General features: G+C 35.3%; 42 protein-coding genes. 10 read left to right on the forward strand and 32 right to left on the reverse strand.

Annotated features, from left to right (window positions below; genetic code table 11):
- Positions 1-33: 33 nt before the first annotated feature.
- Together BM121_RS01540 and BM121_RS01545 are read right to left on the reverse strand one after the other, a co-directional pair.
- Positions 34-609: a hypothetical protein gene (locus tag BM121_RS01540; RefSeq protein WP_091480153.1), complete on the reverse strand. Its 576-nt coding sequence runs from the start codon at positions 607-609 to the stop codon at positions 34-36.
- 138 nt (positions 610-747) lie between these two features.
- Positions 748-1,380, reverse strand: a complete 633-nt coding sequence (locus tag BM121_RS01545) for a hypothetical protein (protein ID WP_091480157.1) — start codon at positions 1,378-1,380, stop codon at positions 748-750.
- A 116-nt stretch (positions 1,381-1,496) separates the two neighbouring features.
- Between BM121_RS01545 and BM121_RS01550 the strand changes: the two genes are divergently transcribed.
- Positions 1,497-1,685, forward strand: coding sequence for a hypothetical protein (locus tag BM121_RS01550; RefSeq protein WP_091480160.1), 189 nt, complete (start codon positions 1,497-1,499; stop codon positions 1,683-1,685).
- Between the two features lie 40 nt (positions 1,686-1,725).
- Here BM121_RS01550 and BM121_RS01555 read toward each other — a convergent pair whose 3' ends face one another.
- The 25 genes from BM121_RS01555 to BM121_RS01655 all read right to left on the reverse strand — a co-directional run bounded on the left by BM121_RS01555 (position 1,726) and on the right by BM121_RS01655 (position 13,151).
- The gene (locus BM121_RS01555; RefSeq protein WP_091480162.1) at positions 1,726-2,118 is read right to left on the reverse strand and encodes a hypothetical protein; all 393 of its coding nucleotides are present in this window, start codon (positions 2,116-2,118) and stop codon (positions 1,726-1,728) included.
- A gap of 154 nt (positions 2,119-2,272) precedes the next feature.
- Complete coding sequence (locus BM121_RS01560) at positions 2,273-2,710, reverse strand: transcriptional regulator (RefSeq protein WP_091480165.1); 438 nt, start codon at positions 2,708-2,710, stop codon at positions 2,273-2,275.
- 16 nt (positions 2,711-2,726) lie between these two features.
- Entirely contained in the window at positions 2,727-3,131 is a 405-nt protein-coding gene (locus BM121_RS01565) for a hypothetical protein (RefSeq protein WP_245780702.1), read from the reverse strand.
- Positions 3,115-3,249 carry a hypothetical protein gene (locus tag BM121_RS22515; protein WP_281244808.1) on the reverse strand — a complete coding sequence of 45 codons (135 nt, stop codon included), beginning with the start codon at positions 3,247-3,249 and terminating at the stop codon, positions 3,115-3,117. Before BM121_RS22515 ends, BM121_RS01565 begins: the two co-directional genes overlap by 17 nt.
- 1 nt (position 3,250) lies before the next feature.
- Positions 3,251-4,027, reverse strand: coding sequence for a DNA-methyltransferase (locus BM121_RS01570; protein ID WP_091480167.1), 777 nt, complete (start codon positions 4,025-4,027; stop codon positions 3,251-3,253).
- Positions 4,028-4,147: 120 nt separating this feature from the next.
- Positions 4,148-4,291, reverse strand: a complete 144-nt coding sequence (locus BM121_RS21900) for a hypothetical protein (RefSeq protein ID WP_175495273.1) — start codon at positions 4,289-4,291, stop codon at positions 4,148-4,150.
- A gap of 42 nt (positions 4,292-4,333) precedes the next feature.
- The gene (locus BM121_RS01575) at positions 4,334-4,729 is read right to left on the reverse strand and encodes a hypothetical protein (RefSeq protein ID WP_245780703.1); all 396 of its coding nucleotides are present in this window, start codon (positions 4,727-4,729) and stop codon (positions 4,334-4,336) included.
- Between the two features lie 163 nt (positions 4,730-4,892).
- Positions 4,893-5,378, reverse strand: a complete 486-nt coding sequence (gene ssb, locus BM121_RS01580; protein WP_091480170.1) for a single-stranded DNA-binding protein — start codon at positions 5,376-5,378, stop codon at positions 4,893-4,895.
- A gap of 39 nt (positions 5,379-5,417) precedes the next feature.
- Positions 5,418-5,582, reverse strand: coding sequence for a hypothetical protein (locus tag BM121_RS21905; RefSeq protein WP_175495274.1), 165 nt, complete (start codon positions 5,580-5,582; stop codon positions 5,418-5,420).
- Between the two features lie 13 nt (positions 5,583-5,595).
- Positions 5,596-5,988, reverse strand: coding sequence for a hypothetical protein (locus BM121_RS01585; protein WP_091480174.1), 393 nt, complete (start codon positions 5,986-5,988; stop codon positions 5,596-5,598).
- 4 nt (positions 5,989-5,992) lie between these two features.
- Entirely contained in the window at positions 5,993-6,145 is a 153-nt protein-coding gene (locus tag BM121_RS21910) for a hypothetical protein (protein ID WP_175495275.1), read from the reverse strand.
- Between the two features lie 4 nt (positions 6,146-6,149).
- Positions 6,150-6,311 (reverse strand): hypothetical protein, encoded by a 162-nt coding sequence (locus BM121_RS21915; RefSeq protein WP_175495276.1) that lies wholly within the window; start codon positions 6,309-6,311, stop codon positions 6,150-6,152.
- An 11-nt stretch (positions 6,312-6,322) separates the two neighbouring features.
- Positions 6,323-7,135, reverse strand: a complete 813-nt coding sequence (locus BM121_RS01590; RefSeq protein WP_091480178.1) for a DNA adenine methylase — start codon at positions 7,133-7,135, stop codon at positions 6,323-6,325.
- Between the two features lie 11 nt (positions 7,136-7,146).
- Positions 7,147-7,464, reverse strand: a complete 318-nt coding sequence (locus BM121_RS01595) for a hypothetical protein (RefSeq protein ID WP_091480181.1) — start codon at positions 7,462-7,464, stop codon at positions 7,147-7,149.
- Positions 7,465-7,473: 9 nt separating this feature from the next.
- The gene (locus BM121_RS01600; RefSeq protein ID WP_091480185.1) at positions 7,474-7,794 is read right to left on the reverse strand and encodes an HNH endonuclease; all 321 of its coding nucleotides are present in this window, start codon (positions 7,792-7,794) and stop codon (positions 7,474-7,476) included.
- 113 nt (positions 7,795-7,907) lie between these two features.
- Positions 7,908-8,294 carry a hypothetical protein gene (locus tag BM121_RS01605; RefSeq protein ID WP_091480189.1) on the reverse strand — a complete coding sequence of 129 codons (387 nt, stop codon included), beginning with the start codon at positions 8,292-8,294 and terminating at the stop codon, positions 7,908-7,910.
- A gap of 24 nt (positions 8,295-8,318) precedes the next feature.
- On the reverse strand, positions 8,319-9,317 hold the full coding sequence (locus BM121_RS01610; RefSeq protein WP_091480193.1) for a DnaD domain protein: 999 nt from the start codon (positions 9,315-9,317) through the stop codon (positions 8,319-8,321).
- Positions 9,318-9,384: 67 nt separating this feature from the next.
- Positions 9,385-10,143, reverse strand: coding sequence for a phage antirepressor (locus BM121_RS01615; protein WP_091480197.1), 759 nt, complete (start codon positions 10,141-10,143; stop codon positions 9,385-9,387).
- Between the two features lie 48 nt (positions 10,144-10,191).
- A complete protein-coding gene (locus BM121_RS01620; protein WP_091480201.1) occupies positions 10,192-10,902 on the reverse strand; it encodes a hypothetical protein in 711 nt (236 codons plus the stop codon).
- On the reverse strand, positions 10,899-11,300 hold the full coding sequence (locus tag BM121_RS01625; protein ID WP_091480204.1) for a replication terminator protein: 402 nt from the start codon (positions 11,298-11,300) through the stop codon (positions 10,899-10,901). Before BM121_RS01625 ends, BM121_RS01620 begins: the two co-directional genes overlap by 4 nt.
- Positions 11,301-11,460: 160 nt before the next feature.
- Entirely contained in the window at positions 11,461-11,727 is a 267-nt protein-coding gene (locus BM121_RS01630; protein WP_091480208.1) for a hypothetical protein, read from the reverse strand.
- A gap of 1 nt (position 11,728) precedes the next feature.
- Complete coding sequence (locus tag BM121_RS01635; RefSeq protein WP_091480212.1) at positions 11,729-12,112, reverse strand: YopX family protein; 384 nt, start codon at positions 12,110-12,112, stop codon at positions 11,729-11,731.
- 90 nt (positions 12,113-12,202) lie between these two features.
- Positions 12,203-12,451, reverse strand: a complete 249-nt coding sequence (locus BM121_RS01640) for a hypothetical protein (RefSeq protein WP_091480216.1) — start codon at positions 12,449-12,451, stop codon at positions 12,203-12,205.
- A 243-nt stretch (positions 12,452-12,694) separates the two neighbouring features.
- Positions 12,695-12,880, reverse strand: a complete 186-nt coding sequence (locus BM121_RS01650) for a helix-turn-helix transcriptional regulator (RefSeq protein ID WP_091480222.1) — start codon at positions 12,878-12,880, stop codon at positions 12,695-12,697.
- Between the two features lie 46 nt (positions 12,881-12,926).
- On the reverse strand, positions 12,927-13,151 hold the full coding sequence (locus BM121_RS01655; RefSeq protein WP_091480226.1) for a DUF739 family protein: 225 nt from the start codon (positions 13,149-13,151) through the stop codon (positions 12,927-12,929).
- A gap of 180 nt (positions 13,152-13,331) precedes the next feature.
- On the opposite strand from BM121_RS01655, the gene BM121_RS01660 reads away from it, so the two are divergent.
- Genes BM121_RS01660 through BM121_RS01670 form a run of 3 tightly spaced genes read left to right on the forward strand, consistent with a single transcriptional unit; the run spans position 13,332 to position 15,329 of the window.
- A complete protein-coding gene (locus tag BM121_RS01660) occupies positions 13,332-13,721 on the forward strand; it encodes a helix-turn-helix domain-containing protein (RefSeq protein ID WP_091480230.1) in 390 nt (129 codons plus the stop codon).
- An 11-nt stretch (positions 13,722-13,732) separates the two neighbouring features.
- Positions 13,733-14,203 carry an ImmA/IrrE family metallo-endopeptidase gene (locus tag BM121_RS01665; protein WP_091480233.1) on the forward strand — a complete coding sequence of 157 codons (471 nt, stop codon included), beginning with the start codon at positions 13,733-13,735 and terminating at the stop codon, positions 14,201-14,203.
- Between the two features lie 40 nt (positions 14,204-14,243).
- Positions 14,244-15,329, forward strand: coding sequence for a tyrosine-type recombinase/integrase (locus BM121_RS01670; RefSeq protein WP_091480237.1), 1,086 nt, complete (start codon positions 14,244-14,246; stop codon positions 15,327-15,329).
- Positions 15,330-15,362: 33 nt separating this feature from the next.
- Here BM121_RS01670 and BM121_RS01675 read toward each other — a convergent pair whose 3' ends face one another.
- Entirely contained in the window at positions 15,363-15,668 is a 306-nt protein-coding gene (locus tag BM121_RS01675; RefSeq protein ID WP_245780704.1) for a competence protein ComK, read from the reverse strand.
- A 193-nt stretch (positions 15,669-15,861) separates the two neighbouring features.
- On the opposite strand from BM121_RS01675, the gene BM121_RS01680 reads away from it, so the two are divergent.
- From BM121_RS01680 to BM121_RS01700, 5 genes are all read left to right on the forward strand, one after another.
- Positions 15,862-16,314, forward strand: a complete 453-nt coding sequence (locus BM121_RS01680; RefSeq protein ID WP_091480241.1) for a DUF3939 domain-containing protein — start codon at positions 15,862-15,864, stop codon at positions 16,312-16,314.
- A gap of 13 nt (positions 16,315-16,327) precedes the next feature.
- The gene (locus tag BM121_RS01685; protein ID WP_175495277.1) at positions 16,328-17,137 is read left to right on the forward strand and encodes a class I SAM-dependent methyltransferase; all 810 of its coding nucleotides are present in this window, start codon (positions 16,328-16,330) and stop codon (positions 17,135-17,137) included.
- A 452-nt stretch (positions 17,138-17,589) separates the two neighbouring features.
- Entirely contained in the window at positions 17,590-18,225 is a 636-nt protein-coding gene (locus BM121_RS01690; RefSeq protein WP_091480248.1) for a pentapeptide repeat-containing protein, read from the forward strand.
- Between the two features lie 275 nt (positions 18,226-18,500).
- On the forward strand, positions 18,501-18,791 hold the full coding sequence (locus BM121_RS01695) for a hypothetical protein (protein WP_091480251.1): 291 nt from the start codon (positions 18,501-18,503) through the stop codon (positions 18,789-18,791).
- Entirely contained in the window at positions 18,778-19,413 is a 636-nt protein-coding gene (locus BM121_RS01700) for an O-methyltransferase (RefSeq protein WP_091480255.1), read from the forward strand. Before BM121_RS01695 ends, BM121_RS01700 begins: the two co-directional genes overlap by 14 nt.
- Before the next feature lie 318 nt (positions 19,414-19,731).
- Here the strand turns inward: BM121_RS01700 and BM121_RS01710 are convergent, their stop codons facing one another.
- The 4 genes from BM121_RS01710 to lplA form a co-directional block, all read right to left on the reverse strand.
- Entirely contained in the window at positions 19,732-20,604 is an 873-nt protein-coding gene (locus BM121_RS01710) for an AraC family transcriptional regulator (protein WP_091480262.1), read from the reverse strand.
- A 209-nt stretch (positions 20,605-20,813) separates the two neighbouring features.
- On the reverse strand, positions 20,814-21,752 hold the full coding sequence (locus BM121_RS01715) for a hypothetical protein (protein WP_091480265.1): 939 nt from the start codon (positions 21,750-21,752) through the stop codon (positions 20,814-20,816).
- Positions 21,753-21,784: 32 nt separating this feature from the next.
- A complete protein-coding gene (locus BM121_RS01720) occupies positions 21,785-22,942 on the reverse strand; it encodes a M48 family metalloprotease (protein WP_091480268.1) in 1,158 nt (385 codons plus the stop codon).
- Between the two features lie 171 nt (positions 22,943-23,113).
- On the reverse strand, positions 23,114-24,109 hold the full coding sequence (gene lplA, locus BM121_RS01725; RefSeq protein ID WP_091480272.1) for a lipoate--protein ligase: 996 nt from the start codon (positions 24,107-24,109) through the stop codon (positions 23,114-23,116).
- Positions 24,110-24,266: 157 nt separating this feature from the next.
- Here lplA and yhfH point away from each other — a divergent pair, with 157 nt between their 5' ends.
- Positions 24,267-24,395, forward strand: a complete 129-nt coding sequence (gene yhfH, locus BM121_RS01730) for a protein YhfH (RefSeq protein ID WP_091480275.1) — start codon at positions 24,267-24,269, stop codon at positions 24,393-24,395.
- Positions 24,396-24,972 lie beyond the last annotated feature (577 nt).

Genomic DNA, 24,972 nt, shown 5'->3' on the forward strand with positions numbered 1-24,972 from the left:
TATAATAAAAAAGACACCTCGTGTTGAGATGTCTTAATTGTTTTTATTAAAATTTATTATGTAGTAACCAAGTGATGTGGCATATACTAAAGATACTTCATATTCATTTTCTGTATATTTATCAGAATATACTTCTTCATCTGTCTCAAACGTCTCACTTATTCGTTCTGTTAAATTAAACATATCAAGGTCTAGCGCTTTAGGGATCAGAGAAGCGTAAACAACACTGTCTTCTGAATCATTATGGAACGCTATTTCATATCCAATTAACTCTCCGTTTTCATTATACTTAACGTTTATCTCTTCCTCTTCGTCATGGATTAGTTGCTTATAGCTATCTTCCTCATTGCGAATTTCTTGTATATCACTATGAGATATCTCAGGCACCCCAAACTCTGTGCTATCTGCATAATCATTAAAAGCTGCAATAAACTCATCTCGTTCTCGGATTGCTTCTTCAGTAATGTCAAAGCCTTCTAATGGTTCACCTTCGACTTCTTCTGTTTTACTCTCTATTTCCTCTGTTCCTTCTTCTTCATTTTCCTCAACCTCAAAACCACAAGCAGTTAAAAATAAAACACTTATTAAAACAAATAATAACTTTTTCAAACCCACCACTCCTAAGTATGTACTACCTAGGATTTTATCACTAGTTGGTTTGTTTTTCCATAATAAAAAGGCACCGACCGAATAAGCAGTGAATGCCTTTTCGCACTAAAAATAGACACCTTGTTATGAGATGTCTTTTTATTTCTTTATAAATTTTTGATCTATATTTTCTATTACAATACCATTATTTGATATACGATCAACGTAAGTGTTTTTTTGCTTTTTAGTTTTCTTAATTTGTCTCTTAACTATTCTGTATTTTAAACTTAACTTAGAAATACGATTGATTGGTATTACGAAATCCTGTAGATGTATTTCATTTTTAGTAAATGTTATTGGTGACCAATATAGATTATTAAAAAAGTCTTGCGATATCACAAATGCACCAACATATTTTTTGGGACTTTCCATTGAAGTGATCATTTCATTACTAATCTGTTCTCTAGTTAATTCAATCTCTGTTTCCCTAATCATTTTACTTTCTAGACCTGAAATTGGTTTTGATAAAAAGTAATGTTTTCGTTTTTGTTTATCAACAACTATTAATAATAAAAACGTCTTTATAGCCACTCCATTACCAAAATTTTTCACACTTACTCCTACCTTAAAAAAATTTTCATCCTTATGAGAATAAGTTTCTTTATAATTGGTAATTATGACTCTGGGTGAGTCTGTAGCTATTACATTTTTTTTAGCGTATATAACAGTTCCTAGGGTTATTAGTACCAATATGATATTTATACTCATATTTAAATAATCTGAAGTTTCCACAATAACACACCCTTTCTTTCTATGAACTTTATTCGACACAAAAGGTAATTATTCCTGCTTATTTTGCAGGGATTTATAATTAATATGTCGAATGTACTAGTAAAGGAGGTGAGAGTGTGAAAAAATATATTATTAATCATGGTTCAGGTAAAGAAATTCATCGTCGTGATTACCGCACAGCTAATTGTCAACTTGATGAAATAATCAACAAAGAAGGAACAGATGATTATAACTATGTTTATAGACTTTTACAAAAAAGTTATAACGGTTGCTATTGGTGTTATCGTAGTCAACACACTGGATAATTAGAAAAAAGGAAGAGGAGGTCCAATACCTCTTCTTTTTTTAGTTATCTATTTCATTTAATCGATGCCACTCTTCACATTCTTGAAATGTAACACACCCTGTTTTAAGTTGCATCTGCCATACTCCGTTTTGTTTACCATCAACGTAATGATAAGGGTAAGGTTTGTATCCCGCCTTTTTTGATTTTTCCACACTTTCTTCCTTTATTAGAGTTATAGGTGGGGAATGATAGGTTTTCCAATTACCAAATGCATTTTTGTATTCAACAATTTGACCAGCTTTCCCATGGCCACAACAACAACCTAAAGTTATAATTCTGTTCTTATTCAACAATTGGATCTCATCAGCAATACATGCATCTACTGCCACGACATTTTCACTTTGATCTGGATTTATGACTTTTACTTTTTTGTAAGTACCATGCCAGCACATTGTATCACCTCATAAATAGTATCTACATAATTATTATGTTTATAAACATAAAAAAGACACCCACAATCAATCTGTAGCGAGTGTCTTTTACTATTTCCCTATACTAGCACAATACACAGATTTACCCCTATAAAACGGACATTATTCGGACAATCTATCTCCATCCTAAAATCTCTATAGTAGCTTGTACAATTTCATTCCTCCATCTTCTTGCTTGTCGTTCGCTAATATTCAGTTGAAAAGCTATTCCGATCCATGTTAACTTATTATTTCTTTTCCAGTATCTTAACCGGATTAAATCTTTATAATTATCTGGAGATTCATTATAAACAGTTTCAATCGCACTAGTAACCTCTCGAAGGTAACTCAATTGCTTATGTGTTGTTAATCTCGTAGCGGTTCTTTCTGTAGGATTACCAGGCATTCTTACAGAGTTAGTACCTTTGACAATAGTCGGGTCATCTGGGTCCTCTTCAAATGGATGTAGAATGGAATCTTCTAATAATTTAATTTCTTTCAATGTCTTATGATAATTAAACCATTCTGCTTCAACTTTTTTAAATGTGGATTTTGTAATTTGTAGTTCTTGCAATTTAATCCCTCACAATCTAGTAATTCGTATAGTTGCTACCATCCGCTTCGTTGATCTTAAATTTATACTTAAGCGCATTTATTTCTTCTCTTGTAGTGATAAATGCTGTATTCCATTTTCTTGCGTTACCGTATGCTTCCGCTTCTTCATGTCTTATTTGAATAACTGCTTTTTCAGCCATAGCATTCTTGTGTTTTTTAGCTGCTAAATATGCTTCCGTATGTACTTGTTTGCGATAAGCATATAATTGTTTGTTTAGTTCGGAGAAGATACTTGCCAAGCGACCGATAAAAACCAGTTGCTCAGCAAGTACATTTATTCTAGTGACAATATCATCATCCGCTATTTGTCTTAACTTTACCTGGTACCGTTTGAATTCACGTAAATTTTCATCGATCTTCTCATCAATTGTCCTTCCCATGATAGCGCTCCATTTCTTTCCGTAAATGACGATCGGTTAATTTACGAAAGTACTGTTCACTATATCCGCTAACTAAAGATAATTGTTGAATTATGGACTCTCGTTTACTTTCAGTCATCCTAACAACTCCTAATTCCCTGTAATTCTTTCATTCTAAGAACTTCCCTATTTTTATTGATTCGCTCTATGCCATATTCACAGTATTCATTTTCAAGCTCAAATCCAATCCAATTTCGTTGTGTATTATCACATGCAACAGCGGTTGTAAAACTTCCCATGCAATTATCCAAAACTACATCACCTTTGTTTGTATATGTCTTTATAAGATACTCAAATAATGTGAAAGGCTTCTGGGTTGGATGAAAAGTTTTACTGTCTCTTGCAAAATCTAAAATTGATTTAGGGTAATTTGTATGTGTGGTCGTATATTCTTTCATGAGACTTGTATCATCTTCTTTAAAAATACCACCTACACGTTTCCTTCTACTTTTTCTCACTTTAAGAAGTGGAACAATACCTTGCGGATGATAAGTTGGTAGCTTTTTATAAAATACACAGATGTTTTCATGATTTTTTAAAGGCATCTTTTTAGCATTCTGAAAACCGGTTGTATGTTTCCCCTTTTTCCATATCCATTCATACCTGAACCAACTCATATTACTTGCAATTAACTTAGAAGTGAATGGCTGACTTGCGGTTAGTACAATTGCTCCGTGATCTTTAATAATCCGCTTATACTGTTCCCATAGTACATCAAAAGGAATAATTTCATCCCACCGACAATTAGTAGTACCGTATGGTAAATCACATAGAATCATATCTATTGATTTATCCGGAATACACTTCATTCCTTGAATGCATTCCATGTTATAAATAGTGTTTTTCTCAATATTCATTTCTTTTCCCCTTTCAAGATGCTATAATGAATCTCGAAGAGGAACATTTGTTCTTTGTTGGTTCTATCCTGTCTCAACGAATTTATAATACTAGTTTCTTGGTTAGAGACAGGGTAGTAACTATTTATTCATTTTCCTTTCAAGTTCCGTTACTCTTGTAATTAAGTTGGCCATATGATGTGTTACTGCATCTTTAGCTATTACTTTACTGTTTGATTTCTTTATATCTAAGTAAAATTGTTTTGTTTTTTCATACTTCGTCAATTTTGAAACGCTCCCTATCTCCCTTTATAAACGAACTACATATTAATTTTCTAAGTAACCTAGATCCTTAGCGACATAAATAATTGCTTGCATATCCTCTTCTGGATATCCCCAATGAGGACAGTACAGACCGCCGTACCCATTGTTGTGATTTGTATATTCACCCTTAACTATAAACTCTCTAAAATCATTGACTAATCCCCACATAGTTCCACCATGCGAAAAACCTCTATGTTCGTTTTGCACAGTGTTGTAAGCATAAACACGTTCACCTGTGTAATCATCAATAAAATAAACTTTACTCTTTTCGATAACCATTTCAGCGTATCTATTTTTGTCTTCATTGTAGAAAAATTTACGTCCTCTCGAAGCAATTTCACGAATTATTTTATTTATTACTTGAAGTCTTTCTTCTTTAGTTTTAGGTATCAATTTCATTCCCCTTCCTACTTCGTTTTTTTCGTCAAATTCATATTACTTCACAAAAATAATGTAGCTAAACTTACGCGGTTTACTATCAAATGTATTTATTATCTTTAATTCTTCACCGTCACTGTTTTTCTCTTCTCTCTCCACTACATATAATCATAAGATCACCTGGTCAAAAGGGCAAATCATCATCAGAAATATCCATTGGTTCTCCGCTGTCTTGGAATGTGTTGTTATCACTGGTATTTCCTTGATTGCTCTGATTTGTATTTTGATTCGGTTGATTTTGATTATTTTCTTGAGTTGAATTGCTGTTTCCTTGACCGTTATTAGATCCGCTCTTTGTTTCTAAAAACTGAATTGAATCTGCTACTACTTCTGTCATGAATATTCGCTGACCATCTTGGTTATCAAAGTTACGCGTTTGAATACGACCATCTAAACCAATTAAACTTCCTTTACTCATATAGTTTGCTAGATTCTCAGCTTGCTTTCTCCAGGTTACACAATTAATGAAGTCTGCTTCTCGTTGTCCTTGCTGATTGGAGAATGGTCTATTACAAGCTACGGTGAATTTAGCAACCGCTATTCCATTTGGTGTATATCTTAAGTCTGGATCTTTGGTTAATCTTCCTACTAGTACTACTCTGTTTAGCATCAGTTTGCCTACCTCTCTTATTTGTTTTTTAATACGAAATTACGCTTCCTTTTCGAGAATGTACTCCGTTCCTTCTTGTCCGTTCCCGCAATTAAATGGATTTGACGTCACGACTACCCATCCATCATTCAAAGCTTTATTTAATGCCATTGTTGGATTTATAAAATTCTTCGGATATGTCCTTACTACTTTTTGTTTTTTCAAGTTATTCACCTCACTATTTGTTTTGTAATGCATTATTAGCAGCTGTAACGGCAACTTCGATTCCAGAAACATATCCACCGTCTGGTTGTTCAATTTTAGATATATATTCTAGCCACTCTTCATACCGTTTGTTTTGTTGTTCTAATTCTTTAACGAGATCAATAATAATATTTACAACACTTTCACCCAACCTGTTAGTCCTGCCATTAAGAAAATAATGTAACTGTGCATAATCTTTAGCGTCATGTTTTCTTAGCATTTCTAACTCTTGCTTTTCTCCCATTTTCACAAGGAACCATTCATATTGTGTTGGGGTTAATTCATAACTTCTTATTTCTTCAGTAATACCGTCAACATTTATTTCTACTTCTTCCATGATTTTGTCCAACCGTTCTTGATCGTTCATTTGATCACTCCTGTTCTTCCATCATTTCAATTTCATGTAATAAACCTTCTAAAGCTTCAATAGCACCTTTACCGTAATCGTCTTGCATAATCCTGTGCATTGATTTAAAGTTTTCGATTTTATCTTTGATATGCTCTTTAACTTCTTCTATGTTCATGTGATCACTCCTCTTTATACCTAGGCTTTCTGCTACCAGGTGGAAGTTTAGCAGCATCTTCCACTTTCCATCCTCGATATTTCACTCTTGAATAAAATTCACTTGTTGGTATTCCTCTTTGCTTGGCCCAACTCAAGTACATGTAATAGGTTTTTCCTAATTTCATATGAGATCACCTCATATGTTATTATCTAACTCAAACAAATTAAACTGTCTCATTTGCTCTGCAGCAATAGGGTTCATCCAAAGTATTTCTGACTTTTTCGCTCCAGCTTCCGCTAAAACTTGTTTTTCTTCAATATGCCAATCTTTTAAGAAATCTTGATATAATTCATTTTTATAACCTGAAAGAAGTACTGGTCCCTCATGATCTGTTAATACCTCGAGTAGATCTACATGGTCCTGATCTTTCATTTCGTGCGCATAATGCCTATTAGATCTTGTTGAAATGATATAAGGTGGATCGGCATAGACTAATACGTTTTGCCTGTTATATCTTTGGATAAGTTGTAAAGCTCCCTGATTTTCGATTTGAGCATTTTTTAACCTGGTAGCAACTTCGGTAATTACGGTAGGTATCGCGTCCCATTGTTTTGCGTTCTTGGGACTGTTAACTGATATGGAAGAACGCCAACCGGTTATGTCTGATGTTTTGGCTCCTATTGCTTGCCAACATCTTATTAAGAATCGTCTAGCATCTTCGAGCGGATCCGGATGCACCAAATAGCTTTCTTTATATTCTTGTCTTGATAGCGGAGTAAAGGCTATTAACCTAGCAAGCTCTTCAGGATAGTCACGTATTACTCTGAATAGATTCACCACACGGCCATCTATGTCATTTATTGTTTCAATCTTCACTGATGCTTTATTAAAAAATACTGCTCCGCTCCCGAAGAATGGTTCCAGGTATACTTCATGTTTTGGCATATGATCAATAATCCACCGAGCCATACCCCATTTACTGCCTGGATAGTTCAATATTCTTTTCAACGTCTCACCACCTAATTTTCTAAATAAATACCGTACATTCTTGAACTTTTTTCCGCTATTTCACGGATAGATGGAGTACATAATTGCGTTATCTCTTGAGTGCTTTTTCCAAGGTATTTCGCAACAAATGATTTACTACCAAAGACAATAAAAGTGTCTCCTTTGTATATAGCAACATCACGCTCGATTTTATTTTGACATTTTCTCACGTTTTGAGTTGCTGCCTTTTTGTAACTCCATCCTTGCTCTTTTACTCTTCGCCAATATAGATTGGAATGTATTCCGTTGTCTTTCGCAATTTGCAACCACTTATAATATTCTTTATTCATTACGATCACCTACAATAAATCACCGTTGTGATCTAAGTATTTATCTCTCCATTTTTCAAACCATCTTCGAATTTCATCTTTTCTATGAGCTAATCGATGACAACTTATACAAACAGATGCACCATTTCTTTTCTCACCAGTTCCACCGTCCGATTTATAGATAATGTGATGCGGTACTCTTTCCAAGTAATAAGATCCACATCTAACACAACGCCATTGATCACGCTCGAATATTTGTTTTTTTACTTTTGGACTGAAGTCTTTGCTTTTTTTGATTTTTTTGCCTAGTTGCTGCTCTTTTGAATATGGTGAAATTTCTCCCAGTTTCATCATTACAATCACCTTGCTTGTACAATTTTTCGTAACAGTTCCAGCACAGTTTATCTCCCCAAAATATCGCCTGTTTTTCTTTGCATTCCACACATTTCAACTGCAGCACATCCTTAGAATTTATTTTGTAAATCCTCTAGTACTCTGCAACGATATGTTCTGTTTTTCTGATTCTTTTTAACTTGATGAATATCTTGAATCACATCATCTAGTTCGCCTAAGTAATTTCTAGTCTTCTTACAGAATGAGAGAAGCGGTTCAATTTGTTCATTTTCATTCTTGAGCGTTCTTCTCTTTGTTCTAGCCTTTTTTAATTGTTTTGATAATTTCCAACCTTCATGTGCATTGAAGCTAGAAAACTCAATCACATGAAGCAAGTCCTGTATTTCATTTTCTAATTGACTGACTTCATTTTTATTTTTGTTAAATGTATCTGGCAGATCTCGAATTGCGTTATTTATAATACTTGCTGTTTGTTCAACATCCGCTAAATTTCCCAATTGATCACCTCTCCAGTTAAAGCGCTAGTTTGTTTTTGCTAAATAATCTTCTAGGAGTTGATCCGCTTCTGCAGCATTTCTTTGTTTTTCTTCGTCTGTGATCTGAGATTGCTTTCCTTGTGATCGTTCCTGTTTTTGTTTTTCATACCAATCTGGAACAATATCTTTTTGCGGTTTGTTGTTATAGGAACCAGATCTCTGTTTAAGTTGATTTTGAAACCTTCGTGCATCATCAAGATTTTTGACACCGTACTCTTTCCAGTTCTTTAAAACAGCTTCTACAAAAGCGGTTCCTTTCGCTTCTTTTTGAGCGGATAGTTTCAAGGCAGCTAAGAGTAGTTCTTTTCCCCATTCATCAAAAAACTGAGTAATCAATTCGATATTGAAAGTTGTTTCCGTTATCCCTTTTTGCAAATTATCTCGATAGAAAAGAATAACTTCCTCAAAATCAGAATCACGACCACCACCACTAAGATCTTCTTGTTGTTGTTGTTCTTCTTTTTCTTGTTGTTCTTCTTTTTCTTCTTCTTTTTCTTGTCCACCTGTCGCTGACGAGTCGTTAGTCGATTCGTTTGACGAGTCGTCTTGCGTGTCGTTCCCCGATTCGTCACAAGGTATGAAGAGTATTTTTATTTCTTTTTTATCAATGCGTTCCCCAACAAATCGTATTAGATCTGTATCTTTCACTTCATTTAATTCAGACTTCACACAGTCGATAACAGGTTTTCCTCCACGATTAAGGTTATATTTGCCCCAGTTTTTAATTGCAACTTCTCTTGTTTCAACATTATATTTAATTAATTGATGATGATTAATAAATCGATCCATTATGGCATTTATACTCTCGAAGGAATAACCAGTATCAAATGCTATTTGCTTTTTAGTAATTTGATATATACCAATTTGTGTTGTTTTGGAGTTTGTTAGTAAATATAAATAGAAAAATTTATCTTCGGGAGAAAATTCTTCAACTACTTTTGGATCGTTCCAGAATTCAGTGTGTACCATTCTAAATTTAGCCATTTTTATCCCTCTCTTGTTCGTTTTGAGATCTTTAGTGTATAATCAATGAGTAGGGGATGCTGTAACATCACCCTACATGATTCATTTGATTTCTTTCTAAAAGAGGATAAATCCCTCTCTTTTTAAGAATCTCATGAATGAATAAACGTCCTTTTTGGGTCCACCTGGTATGCAATTTGGTACCGGTGGATCCATCGTGCTTTTTGTATTCCGTTGTTTTTGATTTGGTATAACCTTCTTGTTGATGTTTGCCATATAGCAACCATTGACCATTCATTTTGTACTGGACCTTATCCTCATGTAGTATCTGATTCAGCTTCTGACCACTAAGACCATAATCTTTCGCTATTTGCGTAATATTGACTGAATCCTTAGATTCTAAGATCTTATCTACATAACTGACTTTTGGTTCGTATTCTTTCACACGTTGCTCCAACATCAACTTTTCTTTCTGTTCCTCAATCCAACGTTCAGCTCTCTTAATTGGATCTTCTATAGTGTAAGAAGCATTTCCCATTTCATATTTACCTGTTTGTCGAATTGATGGTATTACATCGTGAGTTACCCATCGTTTGAATCTTTTGGCTTCTGCTTTCCGACTACCTAGTACGAGATTGTAAAGTCCGAATTCATTTACAACGTTGACGTTTCCTTGACGACCTATATTGAACATAGACCGTTCATCATCATCTAATCTTTGTAATGCTTGAGTAGGATTTTTTATTTCTAAAATTTCACAAGCATCTTTAGCAACAAACCAAGTTTCGTTATTTTGATCGATAATTCTTAGTTGTTGACCTTCAAATATTTTAGTTAATTCATTCATTGACCAATCACCCTCCTCAGAGAGGATAACGGTACAACCGCTATCCCATTATGATAAAATGTGTATGTTCCCTGATTCGATTTCTTCTGCTAGATTTTCAGTTAAATAGTCTCTTATATTATCCATAGCTTCATTTCTCCATGCGCCGCCATCCGCTTCGAATAATCCGCAAGCAGGACCACCTGACTGCATACGGAAAACAAAACTACTCTCCGGTTGTTCGACATCAACAAATGTTCTATATGGTGCTAATAGGGCAGGATTAGGAACCGCTACTTCCGCTATATTTGCTACACCTGCTCTTGCTGTAACAGTCTGTGAAATACCGTCATCTCCAACATTGTTAACAGCTTCCTCTTTGATGTTTCCGACCACTTTTAAAAGAATGTCTTTATCCTCATTTTTCACAAAACATGATTGCAATAAGATGTTAAATCTTTCAACATCATAGAAACTACCGTAACTAATTTTAGGTAATAGGGCATTTGCTTCTACCCAAACCGATCTTTCTGCATCTAGATTTAGTGATGACATTAAGCGGACCTTAGCCGGACTCACAACATGAATTAAAAAATTTTCTTCTCCGTCAAATTGTGATTTCGCATAATGCACAAGTGCAGATAAAGTACTTACTTCAATTTCTGCTGGTAGCGGTTCTTTTAACAAGCGGACATCTCCAGTTACATAAGTTTGTCCATTTTCACTAAATGTTTCTCTGTTTCCTAGTCCGACAATATATTCAATTGCTTCTCTAATCATTTATTGTTTCCTCCCTCTTTTTGAGCGCGATAATCAATCACATTTCCGGTATCTTCTCTTAGTTCTGTATCATCAGTATCAAAGTATGTTTGACCTTTAATACCTGATTTCAATTCAGCACCTACTGTTTTGCCTTTTTCATCTCGATCAATGATAATAACTGACCCCACATTTTTACGTGGAGCGGGTGTTGATTTAACCTGGATTGTACAATTTGCTAATTCTCTTTCCTCATTTGTTTCTAGAGTTAGGTTCATTTGTAACTTCCGCTTCACTTTATGATCAGTGTTAGGATCCGCTATGTTCTCCAGTAGCTTTTGAAGTTCATAATTGAAATGTTCAGCAACCGCTCCATTAGCAAGATCATTAAGATCAACAATTAAATCTTTTTGAGCCATTTGATTTCACCTCGATTCATTATGTATTTGTATTTGATGCTAGTCGCATCTTGATGACCACAAACAGAGAATAAGGGTTAAATGAAGAGGCTAATCTGTGTGTGCTGTTTATGGCCATCAAGACAGGACTACCATATAGAGCCTGTCCATGCCATTTCTTTCAAAACCAATTTCGTCTGGCGTTTAACTCTCTATCTGACAATTGGCGATATAATCCGTCTTGTGCTGCATCAACTGCCATTTTGTCTCTATGCATTCTTATCAGTTCTCTTCTGAGTGACTGTAAATGATTAAAATGCATTTCTGATTTAGTGAATTCACCTTTATCTAAGCACTCCATCGATAACTTAAAGTACTTGTCCATTTCCGCTCGATAAAGTAATGATAAGGCTCTATCCTTTTTTAGAAATTGATCAGTGAATGGCATGTTACTCATACTCCAATAACTTGGGATTTTCGTATATGTTCCTCTGAACCTCCGAAAATGAATGGATCGCTCCAAGAACATCATCATCAACCATAAAGCATCCTTGGTGATATCTGACTACATCCCCCCAAGTATTATCTACGATGACGAAATCCCCTTCATAAATCTCTTTTCCGTTCTTGTCGGTTAATCCTGTATATTGACCGATTGATTCGCCATGAACTTCCATCCAACCGGAATCCATAAATATGAAATACTCATGTTTCTTTCCAGCTAACTTTGCAAATTCATCAGTGAATGTCCTCACGAAAATTCCTGTACCATACATCCACTGACTTCCGATCATTTCTTCAATTGCATATCCGCGAACCTTAATCTCTCTCATTCCTTATCCTCCGATCTCTCAGCGATTTCAGACTGCAATTTTCCAATCGCAAGGTTATATAATCCAACTAGTAAAGCCAAAACTATGAAACTAATAAGTAACCATTGCATCTGCTGTTACCTCCCTTTGGTCTTTGACCTCCATATAGAAGTTAAATAAGAACTCATTATTCTTTTTAAACTCCCGCATTGCGTAAGAGTCATCAGTCGGTATTTCGAATGCCTCTTCCATGTCAGAAATTAATCTATTTAATGAATCGATCTTTTCTAACTGATTGACGCTACTGCGTTTGATGCTGTTGAAACGATGAATGAGATCGATCATGTATCCAATCCGCATTTGCTTCACCCCAAAGTTCCATTTGTGTAATATTTAAACCATTCTCCGTTTTTGAAATAAACCTCGAAACATCGTTCTGGGATATTTCGTTTTACTTTTGTGATGTTGCGTATGGCGTATTGGTCACACTCTTCAGTTCCTATTGCGCTCATGTGTTGCTTGTATGTGTTCATAAACATCTTCAGTTCACTTTCAGTTAGATGTAATGCAGTTGGTATTCCTGTCATTTAATTCACGCTCCTTTTAGTTAAATAATTCATCCAACGTGCAGCCGTAATAAATCGCTAGCTTCTTGGCTTCAGTAATCGTAAATTCACTCTTACCATTTTCTTTCAAGTAGTAAGTTTGCTTATCGATGTGCAATATTTTAGCTACATCACATTGTTTAAGTTTGTTTTCCTTTCGTTTAATTAAGACTTGAGGAATCATGCTAATTCGCCTCTTTTAGCTTTCATACTTTCACTCCTTTATTTGTTCAATTTTTTTGAACTTTAAGATTAAAAAAATAACGAGGAATATCCGTCGAATCTATCGATAGTATTTCCACCGCTTTTGCAATTTCAACTTGTTTCCAACCTACTTTGCCATTGAGTTTTAAGGATACGGAACGCTCCGAAAGCCCCATTTCCTTTGCGAAATTGTACTGGCTACCGAACCTTTCGATGATCCGCCCGTTCAAACTAGAGTAGTCAAAAGTCATGTGATCACCTCCTGTTTAAGTTCAATTAATTTGAACTTAAATACATCTTAACATCATAATATTTAAACGTCAACACAAAAGTTCAATAAAATTGAATAAAAGTATTGAACAAAAGTTCAATCTACTATATAATTGAACTATGCTATTGAGAATGTAATTATTTGGCAGGAGGTAACTATAATGAAAGAAACAACCGGACAACGGTTAAAGCAATTAATGAGAGAAAGGAATATAAAGCAAGTAGATATCCTTAATCTTGCTCAAAAATATTCAAAAGATGGTGTGAAAATATCTAAAACTGATCTAAGTCAGTATGTGAACGGTAAAACAGAACCAAGACAAGATAAACTGTATATCTTAGCTGAAGCTTTAAATGTTAGTGAAGCGTGGCTAATGGGATACGACATCAGCAGAGAACGTATCTCGGATGAACAACGACAAAATCAAATAGACGAGAATGATGATGAGGATACAATAGCCGCGCATCATGATGGAGGCGACTGGACCCAGGAAGAGTTAGAGGAGATAGAGCGTTTTAAAGAGTTTCTAAAAAACAAAAGACAAAAATAGGGGCGTTGCGCATGAAATACGAATCTTTACTAAAAGAAGCTACATATTCAGGGATAGACGTCTATGAAGAGCCCTTAAAAGGTAAAATTCAAGGTCTATACGGCAATAATGTTATATGGATTAATAAATTTCTTCCCACCTACACTGATAAGTATTGCATTCTAGCAGAAGAACTCGGTCACTACCATAAAACAGTAGGTAATATACAAGACCAAACCAAACTAACCAATAGAAAACAAGAACAAGTAGCACGTTCTTGGGCGTATGAACGTACAATACCATTACATAAATTTGTACAAGCCCACCGAGAAAACATAAAAAACAGATTTGAATTATCTGAGTTTTTAGGAGTTACTGAAAATTTTTTAGAAGAAGCACTTACCAGGTATAAAGAGAGATATGGTGTAGCAGTTGATTTAGATGAGCATACAATTTACTTTGAACCTCTAGGCGTTATTAAATGGTTCCAAAAAAATTTTTAAGCCTAAAACAGAACGTATATTCTATTAAGGAGGGATAACAGTGGCTATTTACAAAGATAAAAAACGAGGAACGTATTATGTAAGTACCTATGTTGATTTAAAAAACGGAGATCGTAAACGTGTATTAAAACGAGGATTTAAAACGAAGAAAGAAGCAAAAAAAGCAGAGTCTGAAATTGTGTTTAATGCTGCCATCGATAACCCTGATAATCCATTTTTTACTGATGTGGTAGATGAATACATCTCTTGGTACGAAAAAAGAAGAAAAGAGTCATCATTGCATCGTTTGAAAAAAGAATGTCGTCTTTACATCAATCCTTTTTTCGGCAGAAAACACATCCAAGATATTAAAAAACGCGACATTATGAAATTTCATGATTTTTTGTTGGATAGATTGTCAATCACGACATCAAAAAACGTACACGGGTATTTATCTGCTATATTTAATTATTCTATAAAAATGGAATACGTTAATTTGAATATAGCTAGGGAAGTAGGCAATATACAAGCAAGCAATAATAAGAAAATGGAATACTGGACACTTGAGGAATTTAAAGAATTTTTAAAAGTGGTAGATGATTTCAGAGATAAAACTTTATATATGTTTCTTTTTTATAGCGGGGCGAGGATTGGAGAATTAACTGCGCTGACCTGGAAAGATATTGATTTTGACAGCAATACGATCGATATCAATAAAACATTTTACAAAGATGACATAGTGACAACTCCGAAAACAAAGTCGTCCATCAGAAAAATAAAAATGCCTACCCACACGATGAACATGTTAAAACAACTAAAATTACAGCAGGCTCCTAAAAATGACTATTATGCATTCGGTAAATTTTACAGTCCTTACCCTTTCGCCACTATCAAAGGACGTTTTTTAAATTATAAAAATAGTACAAATTTGAAACCGATCAGATTACACGATTTTAGACACTCACACGCATCATATTTGATTAATAATGGTTATGACATACAAATCGTTTCCAAGCGTCTAGGGCATGCTAAAATATCCACGACTTACGATAAATATGCCCATTTATATCCTAATAAAGAAGAAGAAGCAATCGACCATATGAACAATGATTTTAAGCCCGCAGATGCTATAAAATTGATAAAATAGTATCATATACAGTATCACACTTATTTAAAACGTTTATATAGCAGGCTTCAAACCTTTTTTGGACAGAAAAAAGTACATTCCGCTTATCCTATCAACTGCAATTGGTGGTTTGTGCGTGATTCCACTTAACATTCTCGCCCCTTCAATTAACCCTTTTAAGCTAATACCAAACGCTTTACACGTCATACCCATAACTTGTTGCGTACTAAAGGTTGTTTCATAATCATCTGCTTCTTCATACTCAATCACTCGTGTTAAAAACCCCTCCTCCGCTTCATAACCGACAATTGCCAATGTGGTCGGACTGATTTCTTTAATCTTTTCCATCAAAATTTCCATTTCTTATTCCTCCTTCAAAGTATTCCACTATAATGTAGCAATTTTTGATAAAAATGGATATAAAACAACAGAAATTAGCCCGAATTTGCTAGTTGGACTATCAATTCAGGAGAAATTTGCTATAATTTTCTTAGAAGAAGCAACTGAGTGGCCTTTTTTTATAAAATTTTCGAAAAAAATTGAGGTGATATAATTGTGGTTTAAAAAAAAGAAAAAAGAAGCCGAAAAATTCCCAACAAAGGACATATCATTAGAAGAAGTACGTTCCGCTATTCATGAATACAGCAAAGATTTACCACCAAATATTCCACTAAAAATATTGATCAAAGACGATTTATCGTTAGACTATACATTACTTGCTCCTATTTTAAAGGCGATTCCAGCAAAAAAATATTATATGTCAAAAGAGACCTATGACTTATTCGAGGATAAAGATAAACATATTGCCCAAGCATTGGATCAAGTACAGCGGGCAGTTGATCAATATATCGCACAAAAGAAGGAATTACCGATAATTGATTATGATCCTTATCGTAAAGTAAGTTTTTTCAAATTAGAACAGCTTAACTTAATCAAAGAACGACTGGAAATGGATTTTTATATCACAGATCAGGAACAATTAGTCACGACGATAAAACCGAAATAAAGGGTGAATGTCCATGACAAAAGCAAATAGTAAAGCAAAGCAACGAGCAACATTAAATAACTCATCAGTAATTGATGCTCGCAGTTTGTCACAATCTCATAAAAGATTAGCTGAACTATTAGAACCTGGAATGACAGTCCTAGATGTTGGTTGTGGTACAGGAGCGATTACATCTGGTATTGCCGAAGCCGTTGGTGCAAACGGAAAGGTAGTAGGTATAGATAACAACCCAACATTGCTTGACACAGCTCGTAAACGTTATCCCAATATTATTTTTGAGATTGCGGATATTTACAACCTTCCGTTCGAAAATCAATTCGATATCGTCACTACTTCCCTTGTGTTACAGTGGCTGGATCAACCTCAACAAGCATTAAATAATCTTGTGAAATCAGTAAAACCAGGCGGAAAAGTAGTAGTGCTTGATTACAATCACGAAAAATTAAAATGGTATCCAGAAGTTCCAGAATCGATGAAATATTTCTATGATGCTTTTTTGAGATGGCGGAGAGATGCGGATATGGACAATGCAATAGCTGATCATTTAAGGGAAATGTTTGAGAAAAGTAGATTAAATCAGATACAGGTAACATCACAGCATGAGGAAGTAAACCATGGACAGGAAAGCTTTGAGACTGCAGTTTCAATCTGGGCAGATGTCGCTGAAACCAAGGGAGAACAAATGCTTCAAGATAAACTGATAGAGAAAGATATGCTTAAAAAAGCCATTAAGGACTATAAGGAATGGATCAGAAAAGATGCACAATCACAAGGCTGTAGAAGGAACAAAAAAGTAGATGGTACACTATATGACGAAGATTGATTGTATCTTAAGGAGGAATTGAGATCCATACTATTCCACTGATCATTTTCATATTCCCTATCATATCCATTTTACTTGGTATAATTGGTTACATCACATTTTTAAAAATCTATCTTCCTGCTTTTCTAGTAGCAATTGTTGGAATCATAGCTGCTTTTGTAACCAAAGTTATTACCATTATAGACTATACTAATAAGAGGATATATGAGCATATATCCTCTTTCTTATATATTACTCAACTTTCGCACCTAGAAAAACGTAATCTAGTAAAGTTAAAATATCGTCATTGACAAGTGCATAGACATGAAAAACATCCTAACGTTTGATATAGTTGATTTGCTGAGAATCACATATCATACAGAAGAAGTGTCTTCTACATGATAACGAATATAGACTAAAAGATTCATCAAAAGTTGCTAACTTATTATTGACTCCCGAAAGAAGGTATAGAAATGAAAATTGATGCACCTAAAATAGCTAAAAATTTAACGGCAAGGAATTTTACGGACATTTATTATGAAGAAGATCCAGAATTTGAGATGAGTATCATTACAGACTCTGAGTTTGTCAATGAAGTCCTTGATCGAGTACGTCTATACAATACTGTAATTAAAAATTGTAAATTCATAAATACCGATTTCAGTAAAATTGATATTACCGATGTGCGCTTTGAGAATTGTGATCTATCCAATACTAATTTACGCAATGCTTCCATGAATCGAGTCGTATTCTATAACTGTAAACTTCTCGGGAGCGACCTAACCGAATCGTATATTGGCAATGTTAAGTTTGAGAAATCGATTTTAAACATGGCGATGTTTGGGAATTCAAAGTTAGAGAAAGTGACATTCGAAGATATTTCATTAGAAAGTGCCGACTTTTATGATTGTAAATTCAAAAAAGTTGAATTCCTTTATTGCAATATTAATGGAGTAAGTTTTGAAGAAACATCATTAAAGGGAATAGATATAAGTTCATCAAACTTTGAATCTTTAATTGTTTCAATTGATAATTTGAAAGGTTGTAAGGTATCGACCATTCAAGCAATCCAATTTGCATCCTTAATGGGATTAAAAATTAAAGATTGACTTTTGAAGTTCGGTTTTTCAAACTATCGCAGTAGTTGAACTAAGAAAGGACATTATATATTAGTCATATAATGTCCTTTAATTTAGGTCTTAATAAACTAACATATAAAGTGAGACTTCACTCACGGACAGTTTTGCTATTTCTCAATAAGACAATCCAATTTTGATGGTTAGTACCAATTAATTCAGCATCAATTTCTAAATAATGGAATATGGTTTAGTTGACATTTTGTATACGAATGTATACAATGAACGAAAAGAATAGGAGATGACAAATGAACAGTGACAAACGGGATGGGACTCAACACCATGTCCATCATAAAAAACGGGGTGCCAAGACATTTCGTCGTGGGAAGGCTCTCGCTTTCTTAGAACGCTTGAAGCTAAAGCGCTCAACTATTCAACAACAATTAGATCAACCAGAATTTCAATCAATCCAACAAATATTGATTGGTGAACTAAAAGCAATTGATATGATGATGGAGGAATTTAAACAACTGTTTGAATTACAAGAAACGGATACCAACAACCAAAAGGGATGTGAAGAACAGAATGAAGAAAATTAATCAATACGTGGATTCTGTATTTGACCCGCAAGATAGTTTACTGGAAGAAGTAATTACTTCCATCAAGGAAAATGGGATGCCTAACATCTCCGTATCACCTTCATCCGGAAAATTTTTAACTATGTTAGTCTCCATTTCAGGCGCCAAAAACGCGTTGGAAATCGGTGCCCTTGGCGGTTATAGCGGCATTTGTATTGCAAGAGGTTTTGGACAGAACGGCTCGCTTACCTCTTTGGAATTAGAAGAAAAATATGCAAAACTTGCAGAAAATAATCTTACTAAAGCCGGTTTCAAAGACCAGATAACATACTTAACTGGTCCTGCTTTAGAAAGTCTTCAAAAACTGGAAGCAGAAAATAAACGGTTTGATTTTTTCTTTATTGATGCCGATAAAGGAAACTATTCGAATTATCTAGAGCAATGCATCAAACTGGCAGAACCTAATGCCGTGATTGCTATCGATAATGTGTTGGCAAGAGGCAGTGTCGCTGATGATGAGGTAGAACCTAAAGGTTATACAACACTAATGAAAGAATTTAATCAATCGGTAGCAAACCATCCGCAATTAGAATCAATACTAGTCCCAATTGGTGATGGTATTACCATTGCCCAGGTGAAATAAGGGTAAAGACAAAAATGATAGAATTTCCTGAATTTTGTCCTTTATTAGCATGATGACGGACAAAAATAATAGGGTTTCTTAAATTCTGTCCTTCATTAGCGTGATGACGGACAAAAATAATAGAATTTCCTGAATTTTGTCCTTCATTAGCGTGATGATGGACAAAAATAATAGGAGTCCTTAAATTCTGTCCTTCATTAGCGTGATGATGGACAAAAATGATGAAATGCCCTCTATTCTGTCCTTCATAGCTAAGAAAAATGCCCAGAGAAAAAACTCTGAGCATTTTTACTTTTAAGAGCCTTTTAGAATAACCCTTTATTTTTTCTCAACCGGTATCCAAATTTCGCTTTTGAAAGTTGCCGAATCAAAATCACTATTTTCATTCCAAAGAATTTCTGGACCTCTTATTTGTTGATAATTAGACGACGGAAACCATTCGGAGTAGATTGTTCCCCATGTGGTCTGCAGATGTTCTGGGAATGAACCGATTGATTCAAATACTGCCCATGTGAAAGCAGGAACCTCTAATTCAGTCCATTGTTCCGGACATTCTTTCGTAGTCGCAACCCCAATATAATGATCGAGTCCTCCTTTTTCCTCCATACGCTCTTCTGAAAAATTAGTCGATGCTTGAATTAATCCATAAGGTTCTGTGTTAGAGAGTTCTTTCAAATGCTCTATTTTCTCCTTGTTTAATGATTTCCACATTGCTGTGATCTCTGGATTCGCTCCTTCAAAAATAATGGGCACGCGTTTTTGAATCCCAACAATTCGGAAGGGTTCCTTTTCTTCGATACGATAGTTCATTTCATTTCCTCCTTCAATCGATAATTGGAAGGTCATTTTCGGAAAAGCTTTCAGCGACGAACCTTGTTGTTTCGCTTCTGATGGAGTAATACCATGCATGCCTTGAAAAGCCCTCGTAAAGGAATCAGGAGATTGATAACCATATTTAATTGCGATATCAATTACTCTATCATTGCTATTTTGCAGTTCGAATGCTGCGACAGTTAAACGTCTGCGGCGAATATATTCCGATAATGTAATACCTGCTAGAAAAGAAAACATTCGCTTGAAATGATATTCGGAACAATAAGCAATGCACGCTAGTTTTGGGTAATCAATCCCATGGGCTAAATTCTCCTCTATATATTCCAAAGCCTTGTTCATTTCTCTTAATCCATTCATCAAAATGACCTCCCTTGATTAAAGAATAGCAGGAAAAGGAGAAGCACTTCCGACTTTCCGTGCACATAAGTGTCGGATTCCTATTATGAACCTAATAATCTCAAAAACTTATTTTTTAGTTTGTGGGATAAATCACCTTGAAAACCCCAGTAAGTTAATTCTATGATCAATTGTACAAAAACCCTCGATATAGAAATCGAGGGGTCTCTTTAAGATGCATGATATATAATTTGTTCCCATGTATGGTTTGCCTGATCAATGGTGCTATTAACATCCTGGTTGAGACGCTTTAATTGTGAAATCGTCTCCTCTACTTTCTCGTACATCTCACTTACTTGTTGTTCTGATTGGTTAATTTTATCTTGTACAAACCAGTCCATAATCAGACCGTCGAAAAAGTAGTCGGCAAAGGTTAAACCACCAGAAATCTCGATATTTGCCTGAAATGATTTGCCAATATCATTTAATTCATGTGAAAACTTACGTAATAATCGCTGAGCATCATGAGTTGCCTGTTTGGCATCATCAATATGACTATGTTTTAAGGAAGTGGAAATTAAGCCACCGCCAAACATATCGGCCGTTCCCCAATTCTTTGCACTATCTAATGACGAACGAGCCGATGACAGAGCTCTTTTTACTTTTTCTCCTGCATCAATCGCTTCGGCAATTTCAGATTTCTCATCTTGCATGTTTCCCAATTCTTCTAATACTTCAAGTGCTTGTTGTCCACTCTCATGATTGGTATCCAACAAGTGATGATATTTCTCTTCTAATAAATTCTGATAACGGACATCTGGCTCTCCCAATTCGCGAATTTGCTGATCTAATGCTGCGATATCCTCTTGCAAATCCATAACAGACGCTTTTGCTTCCTGGTAGCGTAATTGTGCTCTTGCGACTTCCTGTTTCTCTTCATCCAGTTTTTCTAACTTTTGTCCGGTAATCGAATAAAAAAGGTTAGCAACACTGAAGGATTCCAGTTTTTCGACATCTACTTTTTCATCTTGTAGTTGTTGATAGGATTGCTGTTTTTGTTTCTCCAGCTTTTCTAATTCAACTGCTAATTCTTTTCGCTCGTGTTTTAATCGGTATAATTTACGCTTATTTTCTTGAGCTTTTACAATTTTTTGATAATAAGTATCCAATTCAACCACCTCTAGTCTATATACGAATCAAGTTATGGGTTCGTTTCACGATTTTGTATTTCCTCCTCGATTCGCTCGATACGATCCGCTATCGATGGGTGACTGGAGCGGAACCAACCGATCCATGGAGCCGGTGAAATATCAGCTTTCGATTGTTCAGCTAATAACTGGTAGCTTGTCAGTGCTGGATGTAGGTCTTCCGTTTGGTTAATTGCATATTGGTCTGCCTGTCTTTCCATCTGTCTTGAAACCCAAAGTGACAGGGGCTGCATAAGTATGAGTATTGCTACTGTCGTCAATAATAATTTTGTTAAAGACGGAAACGAATGGATATTTTTCCATGCACGGGTCCATCTTTGTAACACCAGCAATACAAGAAGTGTTAAGAAGAGATATAAACCAATTCCCCAGTAGACATGATGAAAAATGTAATGAGCGATTTCATGTGCCATAATAAATAAAATTTCACTTTGCTCCATTCCAGCAATCGTTGTATCCCATAATACAATACGGGCATGATCAAATATACCTGTCACATAGGCGTTATAGGTAGACACCTTTTCACTTTTGTTCACCACAAGCAGGGTGGCATCACTAATTCCAGCACCTGCAGTTAAGGTTTCGATTTCTTTTCGCAACTCTCCCTCTTCCAGTAGGGAAAAATCATCAAAAAGTGGATCAATCCAAATTGGCTGCACAAATACGACAAACAGGACCACTGGAATCGCAAGGAACCAGAGAATCACTCCCCATATTTTTGGCCATTTTTTCATAACTGCTCGTGTTATAAGGATGATTAAAAAAAGGGATAGCCAAAACATTCCTTTACTTAGCAAATGCTCAGCAAACCATGAAAGAAATCCTTGTGTCCTCACTCCCTCTTCTACCGTTATCCTATACCAGACGAAACGAAAGGGAAAATGGATCAGATAATCTAAAATCGTCAGCAAGGTGACATATAACAGCACTTTTTTAATTTCTGATCGAATTTGTTCCAGTTGTTCCATAATATTTGTTTTCTTTATCAGGAGGTATAACATCAATAGCTGCAATGGCCACATCGCGAAGAAAAAGGCATGAGCCAATGCCCCATAACGGGTGTCACTGAATGATGTGAGCGGATAAAGAAAATAGAAGTATAAAAATAGGCTCAGTATATAAATGATGTATCCTATCATGATTTTTTTCATAACGTCGGCTCCCATTGTTAGCAAGGTTATTACCATTATATACTAAAACCAGTTAATTCTAATCAATTTTCATCGTTTTTTATAATCGACAGTCTGCAATAAGCTTAACCCCGTTTCAGTTGGCATGAAACGGGGTTACATGTTTATATTTGATTAGCTTATTTCAATTACTTAATAGATTAATCCTATGAAGTCTTCTTTTGTAATTTTACCTAAATAATGGGATACATCTAAATCACTTAGAGCTTCATCAATTGCCTGACGTTCATAGCGAACACCATTTAACTTATCTTCTAATTCTTTGACATCACCGACACCGAAGAAATCGCCAAAAATGGTGCATTGCTCAATACTGCCTTTATGAACATCGAGACGAACATCAACAAGACCCCCATCAAATTTATGCGAGTGCTGAATATTAAATTTCGGTGATTTACCATAATTCCATTCCCATTGTTGATAACGTTCTTTTGATAATTGATGGATGTTATCCCAATCTTCGGCTGTTAACACGTATTGTGGAACATCATTCACTTTCTCTACGTCAAAAACGTGTGTAAGGATATGTGCTTTCAAATCTTCCATGGATAATTTCTCATCCATAAATTCAGAGATGTTGGCAACACGGCTTCGGATTGATTTAATACCTTTTGATTTTATTTTTTCTGTTTTCACATTAAGCGCACGCACAACATTTTCAATTTCTGAATCATACATTAATGTCCCATGACTGAACATACGTCCCTTTGTCGTAAATTGTGCATTACCCGAAATTTTACGTCCTTCTGCAACTAGATCGTTTCGGCCTTTTAGTTCTGCCGGGACACCTATTTTTTTCAAAGCTTCCACGACTGGTTCTGTGAATTTGGCGAAATTGTGGAAACTGTCACCATCATCTTTTGTGATAAAACTGAAGTTCAAGTTACCTTCATCATGATATACGGCTCCACCACCAGATAAGCGGCGAACAACTTTGATGCCATTTTCGTCGACATAATCCGTATTGATTTCTTCGATTGTGTTCTGGTTTTTTCCGATAATGATCGATGGTCCATTTATGTAAAATAATATGTATGTATCTTCTTCACCAAAGTTTTTAAGTATATACTCTTCAATGGCTAAATTAATATATGGATCAGTAATTCCTTTATTATCTATAAATTTCATGTTTTATGGCACTCCTTTAGTTACTGTTTGTCACTACTAGTATAAAAGAAGTACATGGAGAAAACAATTTTTTCGAAATTGTACTAATACAAATGGTTGATTTTTTGTTTTTGTTATAATACAATAATAACACGACACGCTTTTGGGAGGGTACGTTATGAAGAGCATCGTTGAATTCTTTCGCAACATTCCCAGAAAAAAGTGTAGTAAGTGCGGAAATGATATTGTAGAACAAGCAGATTGTTATCATAACATCTGTGACAACTGCAGTCATCCCGCCATCTAACCTGTTACGTCTTTTACACCCATATCTTTCGTTTCTTTCATCCTTCTTATCCTGCTGAACGAGGATGATGAACATTCCCATCCAATTAATCAAGATATATGTAAAAGACAAACACCTGCAGCTATTAAATTAGCTGCTTTTTTTATGCTTGCAATGACACAGTAGATACAAACTGCGCACTAGTGAAAATTTTCTTTGGTAAGCTCCTTTCTTTCGGAAATGGAGTGCTAGACATCGCTGCGGAAAAATACTCCCTTTCCGTGGGCACGGCTTCAGCTTCCTCGCTCACATACGTTCGCTGCGGGATCTTCAGCTCGCGCTGTTCCCACAGGAGTGTCGCATTTTTCCGCAGCTTAGTGTGTAATTTCTTATCATGCAAGAAGAAATCCATAGAATATCATTCCATAAGTTCTCTTCTTTCGATAATCAGAACACTACACAAAAGCGGAGGCAAGATACGTAGACTCCTACGGGAACAGCGCGAGCCGAAGACCCCGCAAGAAAACGTTCTTTGTTTTCTGAGGAGGCTAAGGCCGTGCCCGTGGAAAGCGAAGTATCTTGCCGTAGCGTATTGCAG

The organism is Gracilibacillus orientalis (assembly GCF_900114645.1).
Lineage (GTDB): Bacteria > Bacillota > Bacilli > Bacillales > Amphibacillaceae > Gracilibacillus > Gracilibacillus orientalis.